Source organism: Algoriella sp. (assembly GCF_036647415.1).
Lineage (GTDB): Bacteria > Bacteroidota > Bacteroidia > Flavobacteriales > Weeksellaceae > Empedobacter.
This window is the reverse complement of record NZ_JAVXKG010000032.1, coordinates 16,307-38,213: the sequence shown is the minus strand read 5'-3', so window position 1 is coordinate 38,213 and position 21,907 is coordinate 16,307. Positions and strand designations below refer to the sequence as shown.

General features: G+C 28.3%; 22 protein-coding genes. 20 read left to right on the top strand and 2 right to left on the bottom strand.

The annotated features are described in order from the left end of the window. Positions 1-133 precede the first annotated feature (133 nt). On the bottom strand, positions 134-1,474 hold the full coding sequence (locus tag RSC72_RS12715; protein WP_332545223.1) for a sigma-54-dependent transcriptional regulator: 1,341 nt from the start codon (positions 1,472-1,474) through the stop codon (positions 134-136). A 488-nt stretch (positions 1,475-1,962) separates the two neighbouring features. Here RSC72_RS12715 and RSC72_RS12710 point away from each other — a divergent pair, with 488 nt between their 5' ends. From RSC72_RS12710 to RSC72_RS12615, 20 genes are all read left to right on the top strand, one after another. Next, complete coding sequence (locus RSC72_RS12710; protein ID WP_332545224.1) at positions 1,963-2,538, top strand: TerD family protein; 576 nt, start codon at positions 1,963-1,965, stop codon at positions 2,536-2,538. A gap of 5 nt (positions 2,539-2,543) precedes the next feature. Continuing rightward, on the top strand, positions 2,544-3,209 hold the full coding sequence (locus RSC72_RS12705; RefSeq protein ID WP_332545226.1) for an HAD family hydrolase: 666 nt from the start codon (positions 2,544-2,546) through the stop codon (positions 3,207-3,209). A 2-nt stretch (positions 3,210-3,211) separates the two neighbouring features. Further along, a complete protein-coding gene (locus RSC72_RS12700) occupies positions 3,212-4,081 on the top strand; it encodes a phosphoribosyltransferase family protein (protein WP_332545227.1) in 870 nt (289 codons plus the stop codon). Beyond that, positions 4,021-4,575 (top strand): TerD family protein, encoded by a 555-nt coding sequence (locus RSC72_RS12695; RefSeq protein ID WP_332545229.1) that lies wholly within the window; start codon positions 4,021-4,023, stop codon positions 4,573-4,575. Before RSC72_RS12700 ends, RSC72_RS12695 begins: the two co-directional genes overlap by 61 nt. A gap of 4 nt (positions 4,576-4,579) precedes the next feature. Beyond that, positions 4,580-5,656: a toxic anion resistance protein gene (locus tag RSC72_RS12690; RefSeq protein ID WP_332545231.1), complete on the top strand. Its 1,077-nt coding sequence runs from the start codon at positions 4,580-4,582 to the stop codon at positions 5,654-5,656. 7 nt (positions 5,657-5,663) lie between these two features. Next, positions 5,664-6,626: a hypothetical protein gene (locus RSC72_RS12685; protein WP_332565981.1), complete on the top strand. Its 963-nt coding sequence runs from the start codon at positions 5,664-5,666 to the stop codon at positions 6,624-6,626. Between the two features lie 2 nt (positions 6,627-6,628). Beyond that, on the top strand, positions 6,629-7,240 hold the full coding sequence (locus tag RSC72_RS12680; protein ID WP_332545235.1) for a TerD family protein: 612 nt from the start codon (positions 6,629-6,631) through the stop codon (positions 7,238-7,240). A 28-nt stretch (positions 7,241-7,268) separates the two neighbouring features. Beyond that, positions 7,269-7,949: a TerD family protein gene (locus tag RSC72_RS12675; protein WP_332565982.1), complete on the top strand. Its 681-nt coding sequence runs from the start codon at positions 7,269-7,271 to the stop codon at positions 7,947-7,949. 6 nt (positions 7,950-7,955) lie between these two features. Continuing rightward, positions 7,956-8,594 (top strand): vWA domain-containing protein, encoded by a 639-nt coding sequence (locus RSC72_RS12670; protein ID WP_332545238.1) that lies wholly within the window; start codon positions 7,956-7,958, stop codon positions 8,592-8,594. Between the two features lie 3 nt (positions 8,595-8,597). Then, the gene (locus RSC72_RS12665; RefSeq protein ID WP_332545240.1) at positions 8,598-9,236 is read left to right on the top strand and encodes a vWA domain-containing protein; all 639 of its coding nucleotides are present in this window, start codon (positions 8,598-8,600) and stop codon (positions 9,234-9,236) included. Between the two features lie 10 nt (positions 9,237-9,246). Continuing rightward, a complete protein-coding gene (locus RSC72_RS12660) occupies positions 9,247-10,290 on the top strand; it encodes a TerY-C metal binding domain-containing protein (protein WP_332545241.1) in 1,044 nt (347 codons plus the stop codon). 2 nt (positions 10,291-10,292) lie between these two features. Further along, positions 10,293-11,759 (top strand): protein phosphatase 2C domain-containing protein, encoded by a 1,467-nt coding sequence (locus RSC72_RS12655; protein WP_332545243.1) that lies wholly within the window; start codon positions 10,293-10,295, stop codon positions 11,757-11,759. Positions 11,760-11,763: 4 nt separating this feature from the next. Then, positions 11,764-13,275: a helix-hairpin-helix domain-containing protein gene (locus RSC72_RS12650; RefSeq protein ID WP_332545245.1), complete on the top strand. Its 1,512-nt coding sequence runs from the start codon at positions 11,764-11,766 to the stop codon at positions 13,273-13,275. 17 nt (positions 13,276-13,292) lie between these two features. After that, on the top strand, positions 13,293-14,330 hold the full coding sequence (locus RSC72_RS12645) for a TerC family protein (RefSeq protein WP_332545247.1): 1,038 nt from the start codon (positions 13,293-13,295) through the stop codon (positions 14,328-14,330). Between the two features lie 84 nt (positions 14,331-14,414). Continuing rightward, positions 14,415-15,848 (top strand): tellurite resistance TerB C-terminal domain-containing protein, encoded by a 1,434-nt coding sequence (locus tag RSC72_RS12640; protein WP_332545249.1) that lies wholly within the window; start codon positions 14,415-14,417, stop codon positions 15,846-15,848. Then, positions 15,848-17,164 (top strand): ATP-binding protein, encoded by a 1,317-nt coding sequence (locus tag RSC72_RS12635; protein ID WP_332545251.1) that lies wholly within the window; start codon positions 15,848-15,850, stop codon positions 17,162-17,164. Before RSC72_RS12640 ends, RSC72_RS12635 begins: the two co-directional genes overlap by 1 nt. Beyond that, on the top strand, positions 17,161-19,308 hold the full coding sequence (locus RSC72_RS12630) for a DEAD/DEAH box helicase (RefSeq protein WP_332545253.1): 2,148 nt from the start codon (positions 17,161-17,163) through the stop codon (positions 19,306-19,308). Before RSC72_RS12635 ends, RSC72_RS12630 begins: the two co-directional genes overlap by 4 nt. A 549-nt stretch (positions 19,309-19,857) precedes the next feature. Further along, on the top strand, positions 19,858-20,991 hold the full coding sequence (locus RSC72_RS12625; protein ID WP_332565983.1) for a DEAD/DEAH box helicase: 1,134 nt from the start codon (positions 19,858-19,860) through the stop codon (positions 20,989-20,991). A gap of 17 nt (positions 20,992-21,008) precedes the next feature. Continuing rightward, entirely contained in the window at positions 21,009-21,437 is a 429-nt protein-coding gene (locus RSC72_RS12620) for a cold shock domain-containing protein (RefSeq protein ID WP_332544080.1), read from the top strand. Positions 21,438-21,455: 18 nt separating this feature from the next. Next, on the top strand, positions 21,456-21,644 hold the full coding sequence (locus tag RSC72_RS12615) for a cold-shock protein (RefSeq protein WP_092906448.1): 189 nt from the start codon (positions 21,456-21,458) through the stop codon (positions 21,642-21,644). Between the two features lie 59 nt (positions 21,645-21,703). Here RSC72_RS12615 and RSC72_RS12610 read toward each other — a convergent pair whose 3' ends face one another. Continuing rightward, a complete protein-coding gene (locus RSC72_RS12610; RefSeq protein ID WP_332544082.1) occupies positions 21,704-21,907 on the bottom strand; it encodes a (4Fe-4S)-binding protein in 204 nt (67 codons plus the stop codon).

Sequence of the window (21,907 nt, the reverse complement as noted above, 5' to 3'; positions counted from 1 at the left end):
AAAAATATGAACTATAAAACCTATAAAACAAAAAAAATCAGCAGTAACTTATTAGCTACTACTGATTAATTTATGTATTTTTAATCACTAAAAAACTGTATCTATTTTTCAGGACTAGTCAAAAATCGAAAGTTTAATTCAGTTCATATTCTGCTATTTTTCGATAAAGCGTTGTTAAACCAATACCTAATAATTCTGCTGTTTTTGTTTTATTACCTTTTGTAAATTTTAAAACTTTCTGAATGTGTTTTTTTTCCATCAAAGTCAATTCTAATGAATTTTCGTTCTGGTCAGTTTCGCTTGTCTGAATATATAATGGAAAATCATTTGCAGAAAGTTCTTCATTTTCCGACAGAATAATAGCGCGTTCTATCATGTTTTTAAGTTCACGTATATTTCCTGGCCACGAATATTTTTTCAGAAAAAGTAATACATCATTATCAATTGATTTTATATTTTTTTGATAATATTGATTAAAGTGTTTTATAAATTGATTGACGATTAATTCGATATCCGAAACGCGCTCTCGTAGAGAAGGTAATTTAATATGAAACACCGAAATTCTATAAAATAGATCTTCACGAAATGTACCGTTTGCAATTTCTTTTTCCAAATTTCGATTAGTCGCTGCAATAATTCGTATCTCAACTTTTGTAGGTTTTGTTTCACCGATTTTAATAAACTCTCCAGATTCTAAAACACGCAGTAATTTTGCTTGTAAATCCAAAGCCATTTCGCCAATTTCATCTAAGAAAATAGTGCCTAAATGAGCTTCTTCAAACAAACCTTTTTTATCTTTCATTGCACCTGTAAATGCACCTGCTTTATGACCAAACAATTCACTTTCTAATAAATCTTTACTAAAAGCCGAACAATTAATTGCTATAAAATTTTTGTCTTTACGCATACTTGATTGATGTATCGCATTTGCAAAAACTTCTTTTCCTGTTCCAGTTTCACCGGTTAAAAGAACTGTAGCATTAGTTGGCGCTACTTTTTGTGCTAATTTTAAAACTTGTTCAAAAATAGGAGATTTGCCTAATAATAAATTACGTTCTAATTTTGTTGAGGTAGCTTCTTGAGAAAGCTCATTTTCTTTATTATATTTTACTCGATCTAAAGCTCTATACAATAAAGGTAAAATACGATTATTATCATCGCCTTTAGTAATATAATCAAAAGCTCCGTTTTTAATTGCTTGTACACCATCAGGAATATTTCCATAAGCTGTAAGGAGTATAATTTCGATTAAAGGAAATTTTTCTTTAACTTCTTTTGCAAATTCAACTCCATTGCCATCAGGTAATTTTACATCACATAAAATAACTTCAGGAGTTAATGTTTTTATTTTATTTAGACCTGTTTTTAAATCTTCAGCTTGATATATTTCAAAACCCTCCAATTCGAGAATTCGAGCTAGGAGTGTTCTAATTTTTATTTCATCATCTATGATTAAAATTGAATGTATTCTCATTTACTTGTAAATAACGAAGGTATTGTTTTTATGAATAGATCTTCTGATAATTATTTTCATCTAGAATAGATAAATAACATCAAGTGTTCGACTGGGTTATTTTATTTAGTCTTCGAAAGATAAAGAGTACCATTTTTTATTTATTACAATGATTATTTGTCCTCCTTTCTTTATTAAATTTTTAGTTTTAAATCAACAACTTGAATTATTTTTCAATATATTATTATTATTTAATTTCAGTATTTTATAATAAATTATTAATTGAAAATGTATCTTTTAGTAATGAAGTGTTAGATGTAACAAAAAGTTTTAGAACTCAATTACAAAATCATAAGAATCAATATTTTTTAGTATAAAAACTTTAATAACATTAAATTACGGTTTTCCGTAATTTAATATATAATCCTTTTTGTATATTTAACCAACTTATTTTAAGTTTTGGACAACAAGTTCAAATCATAAAACTATTAAAACTAAAACAATAATAAATGGCAATCAATTTACAGAAAGGACAAAAAATAGACATCGGTCTTACAAAAATGACAATAGGATTAGGTTGGGATCCAAATGAAGGAACGGGTAATAATTTTGACTTAGATGCCTCAGCAATCATGATAGATTCTACTAGAAAATTAGTTAGTGAAGAACATTTTATTTTCTATAATAACTTAACTTCTCCAGACGGTGCACTTACACATACAGGAGATGATCCTACAGGTGGAAATAGTGATGGAGACGATGATGAAGCAATTGTTATTGATCTAAATAAAGTAGATTCTAAAGTAGAAGAGATTTTATTTGTTGTAACAATTGAAGATTTTGAAAGAAGAAAACAAAATTTTGGACAAGTACGAAATTCTTATATTCGAATTGTGGATAACGACACAAATGAAGAGATTGCAAAATATGAATTAGATGAGGATTTTTCTATAGAAACTGGAGTTGAATTTGGACGTCTTTATAAGAAAAATGGTTCATGGAAGTTTGAAGCATCAGGAATAGGTTACAAAGCAGATTTAGGATTCTTTTTAGAAAAATATTATAACGGTTCAATTATTAAATAGTAGTAATGATCGATATATATGCTTACGAGCATTTTTCTTTTGACTTATGGATGACCATTATCAAATCTAATCCAGAATTTAAACCCAAAAGAACAATTTTATTTAAAGAGTATTTTTCTATAGACAAAAGTGTAGAAGAAATTGACAAAACAATAAGATACTATGATAATCTTTATAATTTAATTTCAGAAAAAACAGGTAATCATATTGAAAGGGAAGAAATTTTTTTGTTAATTTTAAATGTTTTAGGAAAAAACGTCGAATTAATTAATAGTGAAGATATTGATGATTTTTTCATCAAATCAGATATATTATTTTTAGAAAACAGACCCCAAATAATTTGGAAAGAAATCCCTTCTATCCTCGAAAAAATTACAGACTTAGGAAAAACTGCTAATATACTTAGTAACACAGCTTTTATTCATGGAAATTCATTAAGAGAAGTGTTGAAAAGCCTGAATTTAGAGCAATATTTTACCTTTATGATTTTTTCCGATGAAGTTGGTGTTTCAAAACCAAATATTAAAATATTTGAATATCTTTACGAAAACACACAAAAAATTAAGCAATTAGAAAAGTCCAAAATAATTCATGTCGGAGATAATATTAAAGCAGATTACGAAGGCGCATTGAAATTTGGATTTGACGCGAAATTGGTGAAATTTATTTGATAATGAATAAAAGATATAGTTTACATAAAATAGAATGTGAATCAAAAAGCCCCTTTAACGAAGAGGCATATAGTAGATTTAAATTTGGAGACACTCACTGCGCACGTTTATTTGCAGAAGAGTTGTTTGATGGTTTTATAAAAGAATTTGGTGAAGAAATTTTACAACAAAAAGAAATAATTCTCTTTCCTAGTCCTTATCATTCAATCCCAACGGCTTCTAATTTTCTTTGTTCATATTTTAAAGAACAACTTAATTTCTTTCTATTCGAAAACAATTTACCAGCTTGTATAGAAAGTAAGATTCATCGTAATCAAACTTATGTAGAAGATTACGGTAATATGAATTTTGAAGAAAGAATGACCTTAATTTCTAAAGACACGTACTATATCGATAAACATTTTATAGATGGTAAGTTTTGTATTTTTATAGATGATATAAAAATAACAGGAAGTCACGAAAAAACGGTTGATAAAATACTAAAAGATTATAACGTAAACGGAGAATTTATTTTTGTGTATTTCGCAGAATTAATGAACAAAACAATTCATCCAAAAATAGAAAATCACTATAATTATTTTAAAATAAAATCTGTAAATGATTTGATAGAAGTAATCAATAGTGATGGATTTAGTTTTAACACAAGAATTACAAAATATATTTTGTTGACAAATGAAGAAGATTTTGAATTTATTTTCAATAATATTTCTAGAAAAAAATCAACAAAAATATTATCTAATGCTATCAGCAACAATTATCACAAAGTAGAAGAATATCAAAATAATATAAATAAACTTAAAAATAAATTAAAATGGCTATCAACTTACAAAAAGGACAAAGACAAAGTATTAACGCACCAAAATTTACAATAGGTTTAGGTTGGGATGCTAATAACTCGTCAACAGGAGGTGCTTTTGATTTAGATGCTTCTGTTTTTGTTTTAAATGAAAATAAAAAATTAGTCGCAGATGATTTCTTTATTTTCTATAACAATTTACAAACACCAGATAAATCTGTTACACATACAGGAGATAATTTAACAGGAGACGGAGATGGAGATGATGAGCAAATCAAAATAGATTTGACTGGAGTGGATTCTCGTGTCAAAGAAATTATTGTAGTTGTAACAATTCACGAAGCAGACTCTAGAAATCAAAACTTTGGTCAAGTAAGAAACTCATTTATTCGTGTTTTTAATACTGATACAAACGAAGAAATCTTAAAATATGAATTAGATGAAGATTTTTCTATAGAAACAGCCGTAGAATTTGGTAGAGTTTATGAAAAAAACGGAGAATGGAAATTTGAAGCTGTAGGAAATGGACAAAGAGAAGGTTTAGAAAAATATTTAAACATGTACCAATAAAATCATGGAATTACAAGTTACTAATACTGCAATTGATAAAAACGGAAATGTAGATCTCTCTCAAATCAATTCGTTAGATATTCAGAAATATGATGGAATTGTAAATTCTATTGACGAAACAAATCCGAATTCTATCATAAATTTTGGTTCAGAATTACAAAATTCTCTAGCTTCTCAGAGTGACTCTTTTCTAAATAATGTAAGAAAATCGAACTCAGGAGAAGTAGGCGAATTAATTAATAAATTATTAATTGAGCTTAATTATGTTGATGTAGAAGAATTAGAAGGTAACTCTGTCAAAAAATTTTTAAAGAAGATACCATTTCTTAAAAATATGGTTACTTCAGTAGAAACATTATTTATTAAATACGATAAAATTGTTACGAATATTTCTGATATATCAAATAAGGTAAATGCAGGAATTATAAGTTCTACAAAAGACAATGCAGTTTTACAAACAATTTTTGCGGGTAATATAGAGTCTATAAAAAAAATAGAGGATTATATTATTGCTGGGTCAATAAAACATCAAAAATCTGGAGAAGAATTAGCATTGATGGAAGCAAATCCTGCAAATTATCAAGATTATCAAATTTCTGATAAAAGAGATTTCGTAAATAGATTAGACAGAAGATTAGCCGACCTAAAAGTTGTAAGATTTATTATTTTACAATCCTTACCTCAGATTAGGTTGATACAAAATAACAATGTTTCTATTGCAGAAAAAGCTCAAACAATTTTAACAACGACACTTCCTGTATGGAAAAATCAATTGACTTTAGCTGTTGCAATGCATCGTCAACAACAAAATATAGAAGTGCAAAAACAAGTTTCTTCTACAACAGAAGAAATTCTTAGAAAAAATGCTCAAAGATTACAACAAAATACGATTGATGTAGCCAAAGCAAATGAACAAACAATTGTTTCTTTAGATACGTTGAAAGAAACTACAAGCTCTTTGATTAATACATTGAACGAGGTAAAACAAATTCAACAACAAGGTACACAATCAAGACAACAATTGGACATCGAATTAAAAAATCTAGAAGACACTCTAAAAAAACAAATTCAAAATTCTTAGTTAGAAATTGGATCAAAATAAAGAAATAGTAAGAAATAGTAAGAAAAGATTACAAAAATTAAAACTTCTAAGTAAGTTTTTTGAAAACGCAGATCTTATTAATATAATTATAAAGACAGATTTTATTCAATCTTATTTTGATCCAAAATCTCCAAATAAATTAGATATTAACAAGCTAGAGCTGTTTCATCTTCAATACACAGATAGTTTAATTGTGTTATTAGAAAAGATCAAAAAACAAAAAGAAGCAAATATTCTTGCAATCTATAATGAAGTGGATACTAATGAGGATTATATAGAAAGTTATTCACAAAACTTAGAAGGAGGATTTCATTTAGACAGAAAATTTCATAATGGTTTTATGTCAGAATATTTAAAATCGTTTTATACTAATTTGACAAAAATTAGAATGGATTTTGACAGCCATACAATTAGAAATTTTTCAAATAATTATGCAATAGATTATTATAGGGAAATCAGTCAAATTAATTACTTATTAAGTCTTCCCAAAACAAAATATTACGAGTACGAAAATGTAGATGTAGAAAGAAAATTATTAGGAAAACTTAATTCAAACAATTTCAAAGTTCGTTTTATATGTGGATACAATTCTAATAATCAATTCTTTGAATTGTTTAAAATATTAAATTCAGATGATCAATTTATTTGGAATTTACAAACGAATGAATTTTATTTTTTAGCAAAAGACATTGTAATTCTATTAGATACAACAGAAAATACATCAAATAAGAGAAATATAGTTGATGATCTTATTAATAGAAATAAAGATTTGTTGGCTAATGCTGAAAATATAAAAAAAGAATTAACAGATGATGTATTATCTATTTTGCAAAAATACAGAGAAACACTAGAAAATAAAGAAGTTATAAATCAAGTAATTGATGTGGATGAAGAATTAAATATTTTAAACGCAATGCTAGATTTAAATTTAAAAAATAAACTACAATAATTATGGCAATTAATTTACAAAAAGGGCAAAGAATAAACCTTAAAAAAGAAAACGGAAGCACATTACAAAATGTTTGTGTAGGAGTTAACTGGGGCGCAATCGAGAAAAAAGGTTGGCTAGGTGGTGTGTCAAAAGAAGCTGTAGACTTAGACGCAAGTTGTATTTTATATGATGAAAATAAAAATGTTTTAGACATTATTTATTTCGGAAAATTAAACTCGAGTGACGGAGCTGTAAAACATAGCGGAGATGACTTAACAGGAGATTTATCTGGAGATGATGGATTAGATAATGAAGTAATTACATTAGACTTCTCAAGATTAAATCAAAATGTGAATCACGTTGCATTTGTATTAAATAGCTACAAAGGACAAGATTTCGGAACAATTCCTTTCGCATCTATCCGTATTTATGAAGGTACACCTAAAAATGTTTCAGAAGTTTTTGCAACATACAATATCACGAAAGGAGATAATTTCTCTGGACACGTTGCAATGGCTTTAGGTGTTTTTTACAAAAAAAATGGAGAATGGAAATTTAATGCATTAGGAGAACCAACTCGCGATCGTAAATTAGAACAAACTGTAGAAACTATAAGACAAAACTTTTTATAAGAATTAACCTAAAAAACTATAATAAACAATGGCAATAAATTTACAAAAAGGACAAAAAATAGACCTAAGAAAAAGCACAGGAGAGGCTCTGACTAATTTTTGTGTAGGAGTTAATTGGGGTGCAATAGAAACCGTAAAATCTGGATTTCTAGGATTTGGATCTAAAAAAGTTGTTGAAGATGTTGATCTTGATTTAAGTTGTGTAATGTTAAACTCTAATGGAGATTTAGTAGATTGGATTTACTCTCCAGATTATAATGCATGGCTTTCTAAAAATAATATGCCATTAGGTAAATTAACATCAAAAGATGGAAGTCTTAGACACAGTGGAGATGATAGACAAGGAGATGTAGGTGGAGATGATGGATTAGATAATGAAATCATATCTGTTAATCTTAATAGTATAGATCAACAAGTTGATAAGATTTTTTTCTTTCTAAATATTTACTTAAATCAAGGTCAAAATTTTGATTTCGAACAAATTCCATTTGCTAAAATCAGAATGTACGAAGGTACTCCAACCCGTGTAGATAATGTCCATTCTAATTTTGATATTGTTACAGATGCAAGTTATAAAGGAAAAGGAGCTTTGATTTTGAGTAAACTTTATAAGAAAAACGGTGAATGGAAATTTGATGCTATAGGAGATCCGTCAGACGATAAAATGTTTGTCCATACAATTCAAAGAATTCTTGAATCATATAAATAATAAGTTATGAGAAGATTACCCGTATACTTGTTATTAGACACTTCAGGATCAATGACTGGAGAACCTATTGAGGCTGTGAAAAATGGAGTTCAAATGATGATGCATTCATTACGCCAAAATCCACAAGCAATTGAAACAGCCTATGTAAGTATTATTACGTTTGATCACGAAGCTAAACAAATTGTTCCTTTAACGGATTTAGCATCGTTTCAAATGGTTGATATTAAAGCACAAAGTACAACTTCATTGGGTGCTGCATTAACTTTATTAGCAGAGAAAATGGAGACTGAAATTACTAAAACAACAACCGAACAAAAGGGTGATTGGAAACCATTAACTTTTATTATGACTGATGGTGTACCAACAGACGATTGGCAAACAGGGTTATCAAAAATAAAAGCAATAAATAAAGGCTTAATTGTAGGTTGTGCAGCAGGAAGTGCAGCAGACGATTCTATTTTAAAACAAATAGCAGATTCTGTTGTCAGATTAGATAGTGCTGATTCAGATAGCATATCTAAATTTTTTCAATGGGTTACAGCCTCTATTTCTACAACATCAACAAAAGTAGAAGAATCTGGAATTGATTTGAAAAAAATAGATCAATTACCACCACCACCTTCAGAGTTAGTTATTGTTTCTTAAATTATGGACAGAAGATTATTAGCTTATTTCCTCTTAGATACCTCAGGGTCAATGAGAGGAGAACCTATAGCTGCCTTAAATAATGGGTTTAATGGTTTGATAAGTATGTTGAGATCTGATCCTCAAGCGATTGATTCTTTACACATCAGTGTAATTACTTATGATAGAGAAGTAACTAATTTAGTTCCACTTGTCGATTTAGTAAGCTTTCATCCTATAGAAATAAAATGTCCAGATAGTGGACCAACTCATACAGGAGAAGCATTGCAGATGGTATATGATTTGGTAAACAAAGAACTTGTAAAAGGTTCTCCAGATAGAAAAGGAGATTGGAAACCTTTACTTTTTGTATTTACAGATGGTAAACCTTCTGATTTGCAAAAATACAGAGAAATTGTTCCTAAAATTAAAGCATTAGATTTTGGCGTAATAGTAGGTTGTGCAGCAGGACCAAAAGCAGAAGTAAGTTTTTTACAAGATTTAACAGATAACGTTGTCAAACTAGACACTACTGATGCATCAACACTTACAACATTTTTCCAATGGGTAAGTTCATCTATCGAAATGGGAAGTAAATCTCAAGGCACAGGTGAAGCAATGACACTTCCACCACCACCAAGTGAACTTAATATTATTGTGTAAAACATAAACTATGAGAAGATTACCCATATACTTCCTTATTGATGTTTCAGAATCAATGGTGGGAGAGCCTATTGAGCAAGTTCAAGATGGTATTGCTACAATAATAAAAGAACTTAAAACTGATCCTTATGCATTAGAAACTGTTTGGTTATCAATTATTGGATTTGCAGGTAAAAGTAAAATAATCACACCTTTACAAGATATTATTACATTTTATCCACCCAAAATTCCAATTGGTAGTGGAACATCTTTATCAAAAGGATTAGAAGAACTAATGAATGCTATTGATAGAGATATTGTAAAAACAACTTTTGAAAGAAAAGGAGATTGGAAACCAATTATATTTTTATTTACAGACGGAATTCCAACAGATTCTACTGATCAAGCAATTGAGCGTTGGAACTCTAATTACAAAGGAAAAAGTAATTTAATTATCATTTCTATTGGAGATAATACCAACTTAAATTTATTAGGAAAATTATCTGACCAAGTATTGTTGTTTAATAATACTGATGTTAACTCGTACAAAGAATTCTTTAAATGGGTTACAGCATCTATAAAAGCAACAAGTGAAAATGTAAACAATACTAATACAGATGGAATTAATCTAAGCAAAGCTAATTCTGATTTAGTAGAGAAGATTGATTTAACGAAAAAACATGAAATTCCTGATGAAAATACAGTTGTAATAAGAGGGAAATGCTCTGATACAGAAAAATCGTATCTTATCAAATATAAAAAGGATTTTAAAAATTCTGGTTTTATGGATTTGTTATCATCATATTTTAAAGTAGTAGGCGCATTCAAAATAGATGAAAACTCTTATCAAGAATTCTCAGATCCAAATAAATCTCAAGTTAAAATTTCTGCAGATGAACTATATGGAAATCCCAGTTGTCCTACTTGTGGCAATAGTTATGCTCTTGCAACTTGCCAATGTGGAGGAATTCATTGTATAAAAGGAGATGGCCCAGCAAAATGCCCATGGTGTGGAAACGAAGGATATTATGGTATGTCAGAAGGAGACTTTGATATTAATAGAACTTTAGGATAAATATGGAAAATTTATTGACTCAAATCCTAAAAGAAAAAGAAATAGAAAATTCAAAAATAGTAGATACAACTATTTCAAAATTAATGGAAAATGAGAAAGTATATGAACTATCTAAATCTATTAAAGAAATAAAGCAACAAATATTAGACATTTTTTATATGAATATACACAAAGAAGAATTTAGAGAAGCTCATATTTATATTCCAAACGCAAACGCAAAAAAGGAATATAATTACACATTTGATATGTCTTCTTTTCCTTCAATTAAAATAAGTGATATTAAAAACTTAGAACTTGTAGGATTACAATTTGACGAAGAAAAAAACACTATTTTTGGCACACCAACAATAGCTAATACAATAGAAATTCAGATTGAGTTTTATAGTACGCAAGATGAAAATCTAACATTAGATATAAAACAAATTCCTTTTATTGTAAATGCAGATCCCAAAGATCTTTGGTTGAATAAACCTAGTGCAAAAGACATCAGATTCTCAAAAGATGATGATACCTCTTTTTCTTCTTTATTTTTAGATAAAAAAATTGTTGTAGCCTCTAAACGTGGTCGCTCCCATGCTCACGAAGGAACTACAAGAGATGACGATTTTATGGTAAAAGAATTACCCGAAAATTGGTCAATTGTTGCCGTTGCAGACGGAGCAGGTTCTGCTAAATTCGCTAGAGCAGGTTCTAAATTTGCAACTGAAAATATTGTTAATGCTTTTGAAAATGAAGAATTATTGAAAACTTTATCAGAACAAATAATTAATTATTATTCTGAACAACCAATAATTAATCAATCAAATAACTCTGAAATCGATTTAAATCAAGTTACAGATGAATCTTCAATTATAGAAACTTCAACACCTGAAACAGTCGAAGAATCTAAACTGAAAATAAAAGGTCTTATCATAAATTCTCTATACACACAGGTAAAAAAACTACATACAGATTTAGAAACCTTTGCGATTGATAATGAATTTACGTTGAAAGATCTTCACACAACATTGATATTTACGTTAATTAAAAAATTCGATTTTGGATATGTAATTTTATCTTTTGGAGTTGGAGATTGCCCAATTAATGTTTTGGAAGAAAATGATACAAAAGTGAAACTACTTAACTTTCTTGATGTAGGAGAATTTGGAGGAGGAACTCGCTTTATTACAATGCCAGAAATTTTTTCTAGACCTGATATGGTCAACCGTTTCGGAATAAATTGTTTCCAAGACTTTTCAAAATTATTTTTGATGACAGATGGTATTTATGATCCCAAATTTGTTGTTGAAAGTAAATTAGAAAATATGGAAACTTGGAAGAATTTTTTACTCGATTTAAGTGGAGAAAATGAAGACAAAGCAATTGTTGACTTTATAAATGACTCAGAGATAGAAAATCAATTATCTCGTTGGATGGATTTTTGGAGCAAAGGAAATCATGATGACAGAACTTTAGCTATTATATACTAAGATTATGAGTGTAATTAGAGTAAATTCAATCATAGATAATACCAAATCTTATGAATACATAGATGATGGTAATCCAAAAAAAGGAGGCATGAAAGATGTTTATTTTTCTCCTGATAAAAAATATGTTGTTGCTTTTTTCCGAGATTCATTAGATTTTAATCAAAAAGAAAGGATAACGAGAATAGTCAAATTATACCTCGATAATATAAAAAGTGGAACTAGTTCAGATTATTTTTTAGATGATATATTTCGCTGGCCTTATGATGCGGTAGAAAAAGATGGAAAAACAGGAGTTATTGTTCCTATTTATAATTCTAAATTTTTCTTTGCTAAAGGATATACTGCTGATGAGACTATAAAAGGAGGAGAAAAAGTAGGAAAATGGTTTACAACACCTTCTTTCCGAAATAAAGAATATCCATTATCATTAGATAAATCCGAATTAGGAGATTGGCTAAGTTATTTTCAAATCGGAATTAATATTTCACGTGGAGTGAAAAAAATGCATCAAATGGGATTAGCACATTCAGATTTATCTTACAATAATGTTTTGGTAGATCCGGTTTCAAAATCAGCAGCAATTATTGATATTGATGGTTTGGTTGTCCCAGGATTATTTCCTCCAGATGTAATAGGAACCGCAGATTTTATTGCGCCAGAAGTATTAAAAACAAAGCATCTACCACTTCAAGATACCAATAGAATTTTACCTAATCAGAAAACAGATTTACACGCTCTACCTGTGCTTATTTATATGTATTTGTTAAGACGACATCCTTTACGTGGAGGCAAAATTTGGGATTTGGATTCTGAGAAAGATGAGGTTTTATCTATGGGAGAAAAAGCAATTTTTATAGAGCATCCTACAGATACAACAAACCGTGTAAAAGTTGATCAACTTAAAAAATGGAATTTATTTTGGGGAGATCCTAAAAAAATACCCTATACGGTTACTGGACCATATCTTTCAGAATTATTTAAGAGAGCTTTTATAGATGGTTTACACAATCCTATGTTACGACCAATTGCAAACGAATGGGAAACTGCGTTGCTAAAAACGGTTGATCTTATTCAGCCATGTAACAACCCTCAATGCAATGAAAAATGGTATGTTTTTGATAATACATCACAACCTAAATGTCCTTTTTGCGGAACACCACACAAAGGTACATTACCAGTTGTAGATTTGTATTACAAATTTAAAGATGATGTTTGGAAACCAGAAAATCACAGATTAATGGTTTATAATAATCAATATCTTTTCAAATGGCACGTTTCACGCAAAGTGATAAGAAATGAGAGTTTAACAGATTTTGATAAAAAACCTGTGGGATATTTTACATTCTATCAAAATAAATGGGTTCTTGTAAACCAAAGTCTTCCAAATATGAAAGATATTACAGAAAATAAATCCATTCCTATAAACTCGATGGTCGAATTAACAGATGGAAAAAAAATAATGCTTTCCGATGAGGAAGGTGGGCGACTAATGTATATAACTTTAACTAACAAGTAAATTATTAAAATAAATTAATGGAACAAAGTATTTGGACAACACACCCGGAATTAGTTATTGGTTTCGGAGTATTAGTAGTAATCATGTTATTACTAGATTTAGGAATTTTTAATAAAAAAGCACATGAAGTAACATCTAAAGAAGCAACTATCTGGTCAGTTGTTTGGATTTCTTTAGCAATGACATTTTCAGGAGTAGTTTATTGGGTTTATAATAATGATGCAGGTGGACATGATTTAGCTGTAGAAAAAATCACTCAATTTCAGACTGCTTATTGGATAGAAAAAGCATTATCTGTTGATAATTTATTTGTATTCATTCTTGTTTTTGGATTTTTTAAAGTTCCAAAATATTTACATCACAAAGTTCTTTTTTTGGGAATTTTAGGAGCTTTAATTTTAAGAGCCTTATTCATTTTTGTTGGAGTAGAAATAATTAATTATACTTATTTGAATCCTATTTTAACATTTTTTGGTTTCCAACCTTTAGGTGTTAATATAAATATCGTAATGACTTTATTTGGGTTATTTCTTGTTTATGCAGGAATCAAATCTTGGGGAGGCGGAGACGACGACGAAGATGAAGATTTTAGTGAAACAGCTGGTGCAAAATTGGTAAAGAAATTTTGGAAGGTTTCTGAGAATTATGATGGAGGTAAATTCTTTACTGTTCAAAATGGTGTAAAAATGGCAACTCCGTTATTAGTTGTTGTCGCAGTTATTGAGTTTACAGATTTATTATTTGCAGTAGATTCTATTCCAGCAATTTTTGCAATTTCTAAAGATCCATTTATTCTTTATACATCAAATATTTTTGCAATTTTAGGACTAAGATCATTATATTTCTTATTGTCGAATTTTATCCACATGTTCAGTAAATTACCATATGGATTAGCAATTATATTAAGTTTTATAGGAATTAAGATGTTAATTTCTCCATGGTATCACATACCATCAGAAATTTCATTAGCTATCGTAGCAGGTATCTTAATCATTTCTGTATTACTTTCTATTATGTTTCCAGATAAGGATGAAGAAGATGTAGCAAAAGCTTAAAAAATATTTTTATAAAAGCATTTACGTTTTCACTAAAAAATGTAAATGCTTTTTAAAATTTATTCAATCTAAAAAATTAAGTTAATGACTGAAAATTCTACTTTTTCTCAATCAAACAACGATGATTCTATTATAGATATTTCTACAAACAATGCAATGCCTTTACCTAGATTTGATGAAGAAAGACAAATAAATACTAATATTTATCAAGATTGGAAAGTTGGACAAAAATTTTCTCGAAAATTAAATTTAAATACAGAACAAATCGAGCTGTTAGATAAATTAAATTTTTCAGATAATGTTTTTAATGAAATTAGCTTTTGTAAAATTCAAATTTTAAAACAATTTCTGCGTGCAACTGATTTTTTGATGGAAAAATGCATTCCAGTAAATAAATCTTATTCTAATGTTTTTGATGAAATATCAGAAATTATTATTTATCAACAATATAATTATAGAAAAGAAAGTCTCAATTATCACTATACATTACAGTCCATAAAAACAGATATTTATAATAATATTCTTAAATATTGTGAAAATAATGTGCGGGATGTTTATGCTATAAAACGAAAAATAAATACAGATTTTCAGTTTCAAGATGATCAAATTTTAAGACTTTATGAAAAGAAAATTTCAGCTAAATTATTAGATTTCTTAACAGAAGATAAACATAAAATTTTAGAAGCTGACATCAAAACACATAAAATATTAAATGAAACAAATACTAACAGATGGAAATTAAAATTTGATGATATTTCAACTCATTTTTCTACAATTGCTACCTATAAATGGGAAATAGAACGTTTAGTAGACATTAATGATAAAAACCCTTCTGTAAGTCATATCTATTTTGAAGCAGCAAAATTTATAGCTGTTTATGATAAAATAACGTGTCTCGAAATGTATTTTAATTACTTAAATAAAGATTTACTTTCACTTAAATTCGAGAATAAGCAACTTCTTAAATTTCAACAGAAGTTACTTTTTAAAAGTCAGGAAGAAATGAACGATTTTGTAGAATTAACAAAAACCTTTATTTTAAATAGAAAGTTAGATTTAATAATTCCTCAAATTCCTCAAATTTTTAAGGAAAAAAGAAAAAAAATAAAAATTGACAGAAATGCAATTAATGATATTCAGAAATTACACTCTCAAACTGTAGAATTATTGGATGAATACTTAAATGATGATGAAGTAGAAGAGGTAAACCAACAAAAAATAAAAACGGAGATAGTTGCTGTACTTCCAGAAATAAAAATGATTAACGAAAATAAGTTTAATCTTGAATTTCAATTCTCAGAAATTCAAATAAATATTTTAGAATTGTTTGAAAAATCTAGCTTTTCTATCACCCAAATTGAACTAGAAGAATATGTGAAATCTCAGAATCTATTTCTCAATTCAACGATTGATGCTATCAACGATAAATGTTTTGAAATGCTCGATGATGTTTTGATAGAAGAAGATGACGAGTATTATAATATTTTTCCTGATTATTACAAAAAACTATTAATATAATGATTGACAATATCAAACCAAAAGAAGTAACCTCTATTATTAATTCCTTAGTAAGTGGTGTAGTTCCTAAAATCGGAGTACAACATATTACAGTAGGACGTTCTGAAGAAATTAATGCCTTTATCAACTCGTTAGATGATGTAAAAAATGGACATAGTTTAGTGAAATTCTGGATAGGTGATTTTGGAAGTGGTAAATCATTTATGCTTCATTTGTTGAATACAGTAGCTCTTAAACAAAAATTTGTTGTTGCCAATGCAGATTTTACTCCAGAAAATAGAATTTATTCTAATGATGGAAAAAGTGTCTTATTATATACAGCGATTATGGACAATATTTCTATACAAACCAAACCAGAAGGTGGTGCTTTACCTACACTTTTAGAAAAATGGATAGAACAAATTATCATTAAAACAAGTGAAGAACAACAGGTTTCTTTATCAGAAATAAGAAACGATGAACATTTATCCTTAATTGAGAATTCGATTATGAAAACTGTAAATGAAATCACAGAAGTTGGTGGTTTTGATTTTGCATCTGTCATCATAAAATATTACCAAGGTTATATAAAAGGTGATGAATATCTTCGTCGTAGTGCACTAAAATGGTTAAAAGGAGAATACAAAACAAAAACAGAAGCAAGACAAGATCTTGGTGTTCGAGAAATTATTAATGATTCTAATTATTATGATATGCTTAAGAATTTCTGTAAACTTTTTGTCAGTATGGGCTACAGCGGATTTATGATTAATTTGGATGAAGCAATTAATTTGTATAAGATTTCTACTTCCGGATCTAGAGAAAAAAATTACGAAAAAATACTTTCAATTTATAACGATTGTTTTCAAGGAAAAGTTTCTAATTTCTTTATTAATTTCGCGGGAACACGTGAATTTTTAGAAAATGAAAGACGTGGTTTATTTAGTTATCAAGCATTAAAGTCTAGATTAGAATCTAATAAATTTGAAACAATAGAAATAAGAGATTTCGCTCAGCCAGTTATTAAATTAATGCCTTTAAATCATAACGAAATTTTTGTTTTATTAACAAAACTCAAATTTATTTTTGATAAGAATTATAAAACTGAGCTAGATATTTCAGACGAAGATATAACATCTTTTATGGAAGAAATATTTAATAAACCAGGAGCATCAGAGTTTCTAACACCTCGCGAGGTTATTCGTGATTTTTTGAATATCTTAAACATTATTCGTCAAAATCCAGAAATTGATAAAAAAAGACTTTTTGGAGAAATTGAGATTACAGATGAGCGCCCAAATGATTTAGCTTCTTTAGATTCAATTGAAGAAATATGATGACGTATGAAATGCTTTCTGAACCAATACGAAAGTATATAAGAGATAAAAAATGGGAAAGTTTAAGACCAATTCAGGAAGCAGCAATTCAAAAAATTATAAATACAGACCTTAATTATGTTTTAATTTCTAGAACAGCCTCGGGAAAAACAGAAGCAGCGTTTCTTCCTATTTTATCAAAAGTGAATTTTAAAGAGAATGGAGTAAAAGTTCTATATATTTCGCCTCTAATTGCCTTGATTAATGATCAGTTTTTGAGAGTAGAACAATTATGTGAACATCTTGATATTTCTGTTACAAAATGGCATGGAGAAGCAAGCAAAGGAAAAAAAGATCAATTATTGAAAAATCCTAATGGAGTTTTATTGATTACTCCAGAATCAATAGAAGCAATGTTTTGTAATAAACCACATAATATACTTCAACTTTTTTCTTCTTTAGAATATATTGTAATAGATGAGATTCATAATTTTTTAGGTTCAGATAGAGGTATTCAATTACAATCATTAATTCATAGAATAAAAATAATTAGTTCTAAAAAAGTAGCAATAATTGGTCTTTCTGCTACAGTTAGTGACGTTAATCAATATAGTGAATTAAAGTTTTACTTGGGCGAACCAAACAATACTAAAATCATTAGAGATACTACACCAAAACCTATTAATGCAAGTTTTAGGTATTTTGAATCTCTTACGACGAATTTATCACTTGATTTATTGAAAGATTTATACAGAGAAACTTACAATTGCAAAGCTTTGATTTTTCCTAATGCGAGAGGTAAAGTAGAAGAAGTAGCAGTAAAATTGAAGAAAATTTCTGAAAAAGTAGGTGGTCACCCTAATTTTTTTGCACACCATTCTACTGTTGATAAGGAAACAAGAGAATATGTGGAATTTTTTGCCAAAAGCCAAATTCAACAAAATTTCACAATTTCTTGTACTTCTACTTTAGAATTAGGAATTGATATAGGAAATGTAGAAAAAGTTATTCAGATAGATGCAACGCATAGTATCGCATCTCTAGTTCAACGTATTGGACGAAGTGGCCGAAGAGAAGGAAAATCTAGTAATTTAGTACTTTATTCTACAAATTCATGGAGTTTATTGCAATCTGTAGCTTCTTGGCTTTTGTATCAGGAACAATTTATAGAGCCAATATTTGTTAATAAAAAACCATATGACGTTTTATTACACCAGATATTATCTATCGTTAAAAGTACATCTGGAATTACAATAGAATTAATGATTAAGAAATTAATAATTAATCCCTCTTTTTTAGAAATAAAAAGTGAAGAAATAGTAGAATTAATTAATCACCTAATTGGTATTGAGTTTTTAGAAAAAATAGGAGACGAAATTATTTTAGGAATTGATGCAGAACCTTTAGTTAATACAAAAGATTTTTATAGCCTTTTCAAAACTGAAACTTTTTTTAGAGTTGTCAATTCGGGAAATAAAATTGGCGAACTTCCATTATCTCCACAATTAGTAAAAGACAAAAATATTTTTCTTTCCGCAAAGATTTGGAAAATAAAAGATATCGATTTTAAATCAAAAAAAATTGAAGTTATTCCTGCAAATGATGGTGAAAAACCTCAGTTTTTTGGTAATGGTGCTGATGTCAGTTGGGAAATTCGTTCCAAGATGCTAGAAGTTTTATATACAACCGAAAATTATAAATTTTTAGACGAAAATAGTCAAAGTAGTTTATCCGAAAAGAGAACTTTTTTTAAGGATTTTGACATTAACTATATAAATAAAGAAAGACCTATTTTGATAGGCGAAAAAAAACAAGTTTTATACACATTCTCAAGTACAAAAATTAATAAAACTATTTTATTTATATTAAAATTAAATAATATTGAAGGTCAACTTCAAGAAAATGAAAGTTCTATTACTATTAATAGTTTAGAGTATTCCACTGATGAAATTTCTGCTATTTTAAGTAATTTTGATATGAAAGAAATAGACAAACGTCTTCAGTTGATTTTAGCTTTTGATGAAGGTTTACAAATGTTAGATTTTTCGAAATGGGCAGTTCATCTTCCTATTCAAATGCAAGTAGATTTAATCAAATCTAGATATTTTGATTTTAATGGAGTTAAAAATTTTGGAGAAACAATTACGTTTGTGAAACAAAAGTAGTATTCTAAAAAAAAACTGCTCCTGAAGAAGTCGCTTTTGATATGAGTAATAAAAATTTTCTTCGTAAAAACTAGTGAGATATTTTCTAATACTTTTTATATCATCTATGATTAAAATTGTATGCATTCTCATTTACCTGTAAATAACGAAGGTATTGTTTTTATGAATAGATTTTCTGATAATTATTTTCATCTAGATATAGATAAATAACATCAAGTGTTCGACTAGACTCTCTATCAAAATACAAAATCCTTTATCAAACATTGATAGAGGATTTTTTTATGATTTTTATATTTTATTAATATAACAAATTATTAGTTAATAACATCTCGTTATTTTATTGTACATTTGCAAAATAATATTTATATTAAATAGAGGCTACATAATAATTTGCTTTTTCTGTACTACTTTTGTTACTCCAGTTTTCGCTTTTAGCTGCCAAATTTTATTATCAAATTTGTATCATTTATAGTTATGTAATCCTATTGATTAGGAGAACTATAAAATGTACAGCATATTATTTTTAAAGAACAGAGTATAAAAAAGTTAATGAATTTTACAGATTTAAATATCATACAACCAATATTAAAAGCAATAGACGAAGCCGGATATACAAGTCCAACTGAAATTCAAAGTCAGTCTATTCCTTTAGTTTTAGAAGGAAACGATTTGATAGGTTGCGCACAAACAGGAACAGGTAAAACAGCATCATTCGCGATACCTATTTTACAATTACTACATCAAAAACCAAAACAAGGTAAAGCAATTCGTACTTTAATTTTGACTCCTACAAGAGAATTAGCAGTTCAGATTAACGATAACTTTACATTGTATGGAAAGAGTCTACCAATCAAAAATACAGTGATTTTTGGTGGTGTTTCTCAAAATGCACAAGTTAATGCAATTAGAAATGGAGTAGATGTGTTGGTAGCCACTCCTGGTCGTTTATTAGATTTGATATCGCAAGGAATCATAAAATTGAATCAAATAGAAATTTTAGTTCTTGACGAAGCAGATCGTATGTTGGATATGGGATTTGTAAATGACATTAAAAAAATTCTGAAAAAAGTCCCTGAAGTTAGACAAACATTATTTTTCTCAGCAACAATGCCCAAATCTATTCGTAAATTTGCGAATACGATTTTAAACAATCCAAAAGAAATCAATGTAACGCCAGTATCTTCTACGGCAGAAACAATTCAACAATCAGTTTATTTTGTAGAAAAAACTGAAAAAGAATTACTTTTAGTAAAATTATTAAAAGATTCTAATGATAGAACATTGGTATTTACACGTACAAAACATGGTGCGAATAAATTGGTAAAAAAATTAGAAAAATCGAAAATACTTTCGGCTGCAATACACGGTAATAAAACCCAAAATGCACGTCAAAGAGCATTGAATGATTTTAAGGATAATAAAATACAAGTGTTAATTGCAACTGACATTGCTGCAAGAGGCATAGATATTGATATGTTATCTAATGTTATTAATTTTGAGTTGCCAAATGTTCCTGAAACTTATGTACATCGTATTGGTAGAACGGGACGCGCGGGTAAAGAAGGTGTAGCAAGATCTTTTTGTTCGTTAGAAGAGAAAAAAGATTTGAAAAATATTGAAAGACTTATAGGCACAAAGATTAAGGTTGAAAAATTTAATCCTAAATCTACAAGTAAAGCTTAAAAATAAAAAATAATAATATGGCAGATTCTTATTCAAAGAAAGAAAATATAAAAAAGAGAGAAAAGAAGAGACAAGATAAGTTGATTAAAAAAGAAGATAGAAAAACCAATAACAACAAAGGTAAGTCGTTAGAAGATATGATTGCTTATGTTGATATTAATGGAAATCTAACATCAGTTCCTCCACATCTTCAGAATCAAGAAGAGGATTTACTAAGTAGAAAAGAAAATCCAAATGAAGTACTTGATCCAGCTAAAGTTTTTAATGGAATTATTAATTCTATGAACGAAAAAGGTTTTGGATTTATTACTGAAGAGAAAACAAATGATAGTATTTTCTTCCACCAAAGTCAATTAAGACAAGAAGTGAAGAAATACGACAAGGTTACGTATAAAAAAGAAGTCTCTGAAAAAGGTTTTAGAGCAATAGATATTAAAAAAGTTTAATAATAAATAATTAATAAAATGCAAGAAGGTACAGTAAAATTTTTCAATGTAACTAAAGGTTTTGGTTTCATTTCAACAGGAAATCAAGAAATTTTTGTTCACGCTTCTGGATTAATTGACGAAATCCAAGAAAATGACAAAGTTACATTTGAAGTAGAACAAGGACAAAAAGGTTCTTACGCTGTTAAAGTAAAAAGAGTTAGATAATAAGCACTTTATATTTTAAAATAAATAAAAAACGCCTAAACTTAGTTTAGGCGTTTTTTTTATTTCATAGTTAATGCACCGGAAGGACATTTAGAAACTTGATTTTTTAATTGCTCGCTCGTTCCATTTTCTGCAGTTATCCACGGTTTTTCGGTAGGATGATAAACTTGTGGTAACATTTTTACACAAATTTTTGCATGTTGACATAAATCTGGTTTCCAAATTATTGTCACATCTCCGTTAGAATATTCATGTTGGCTCAT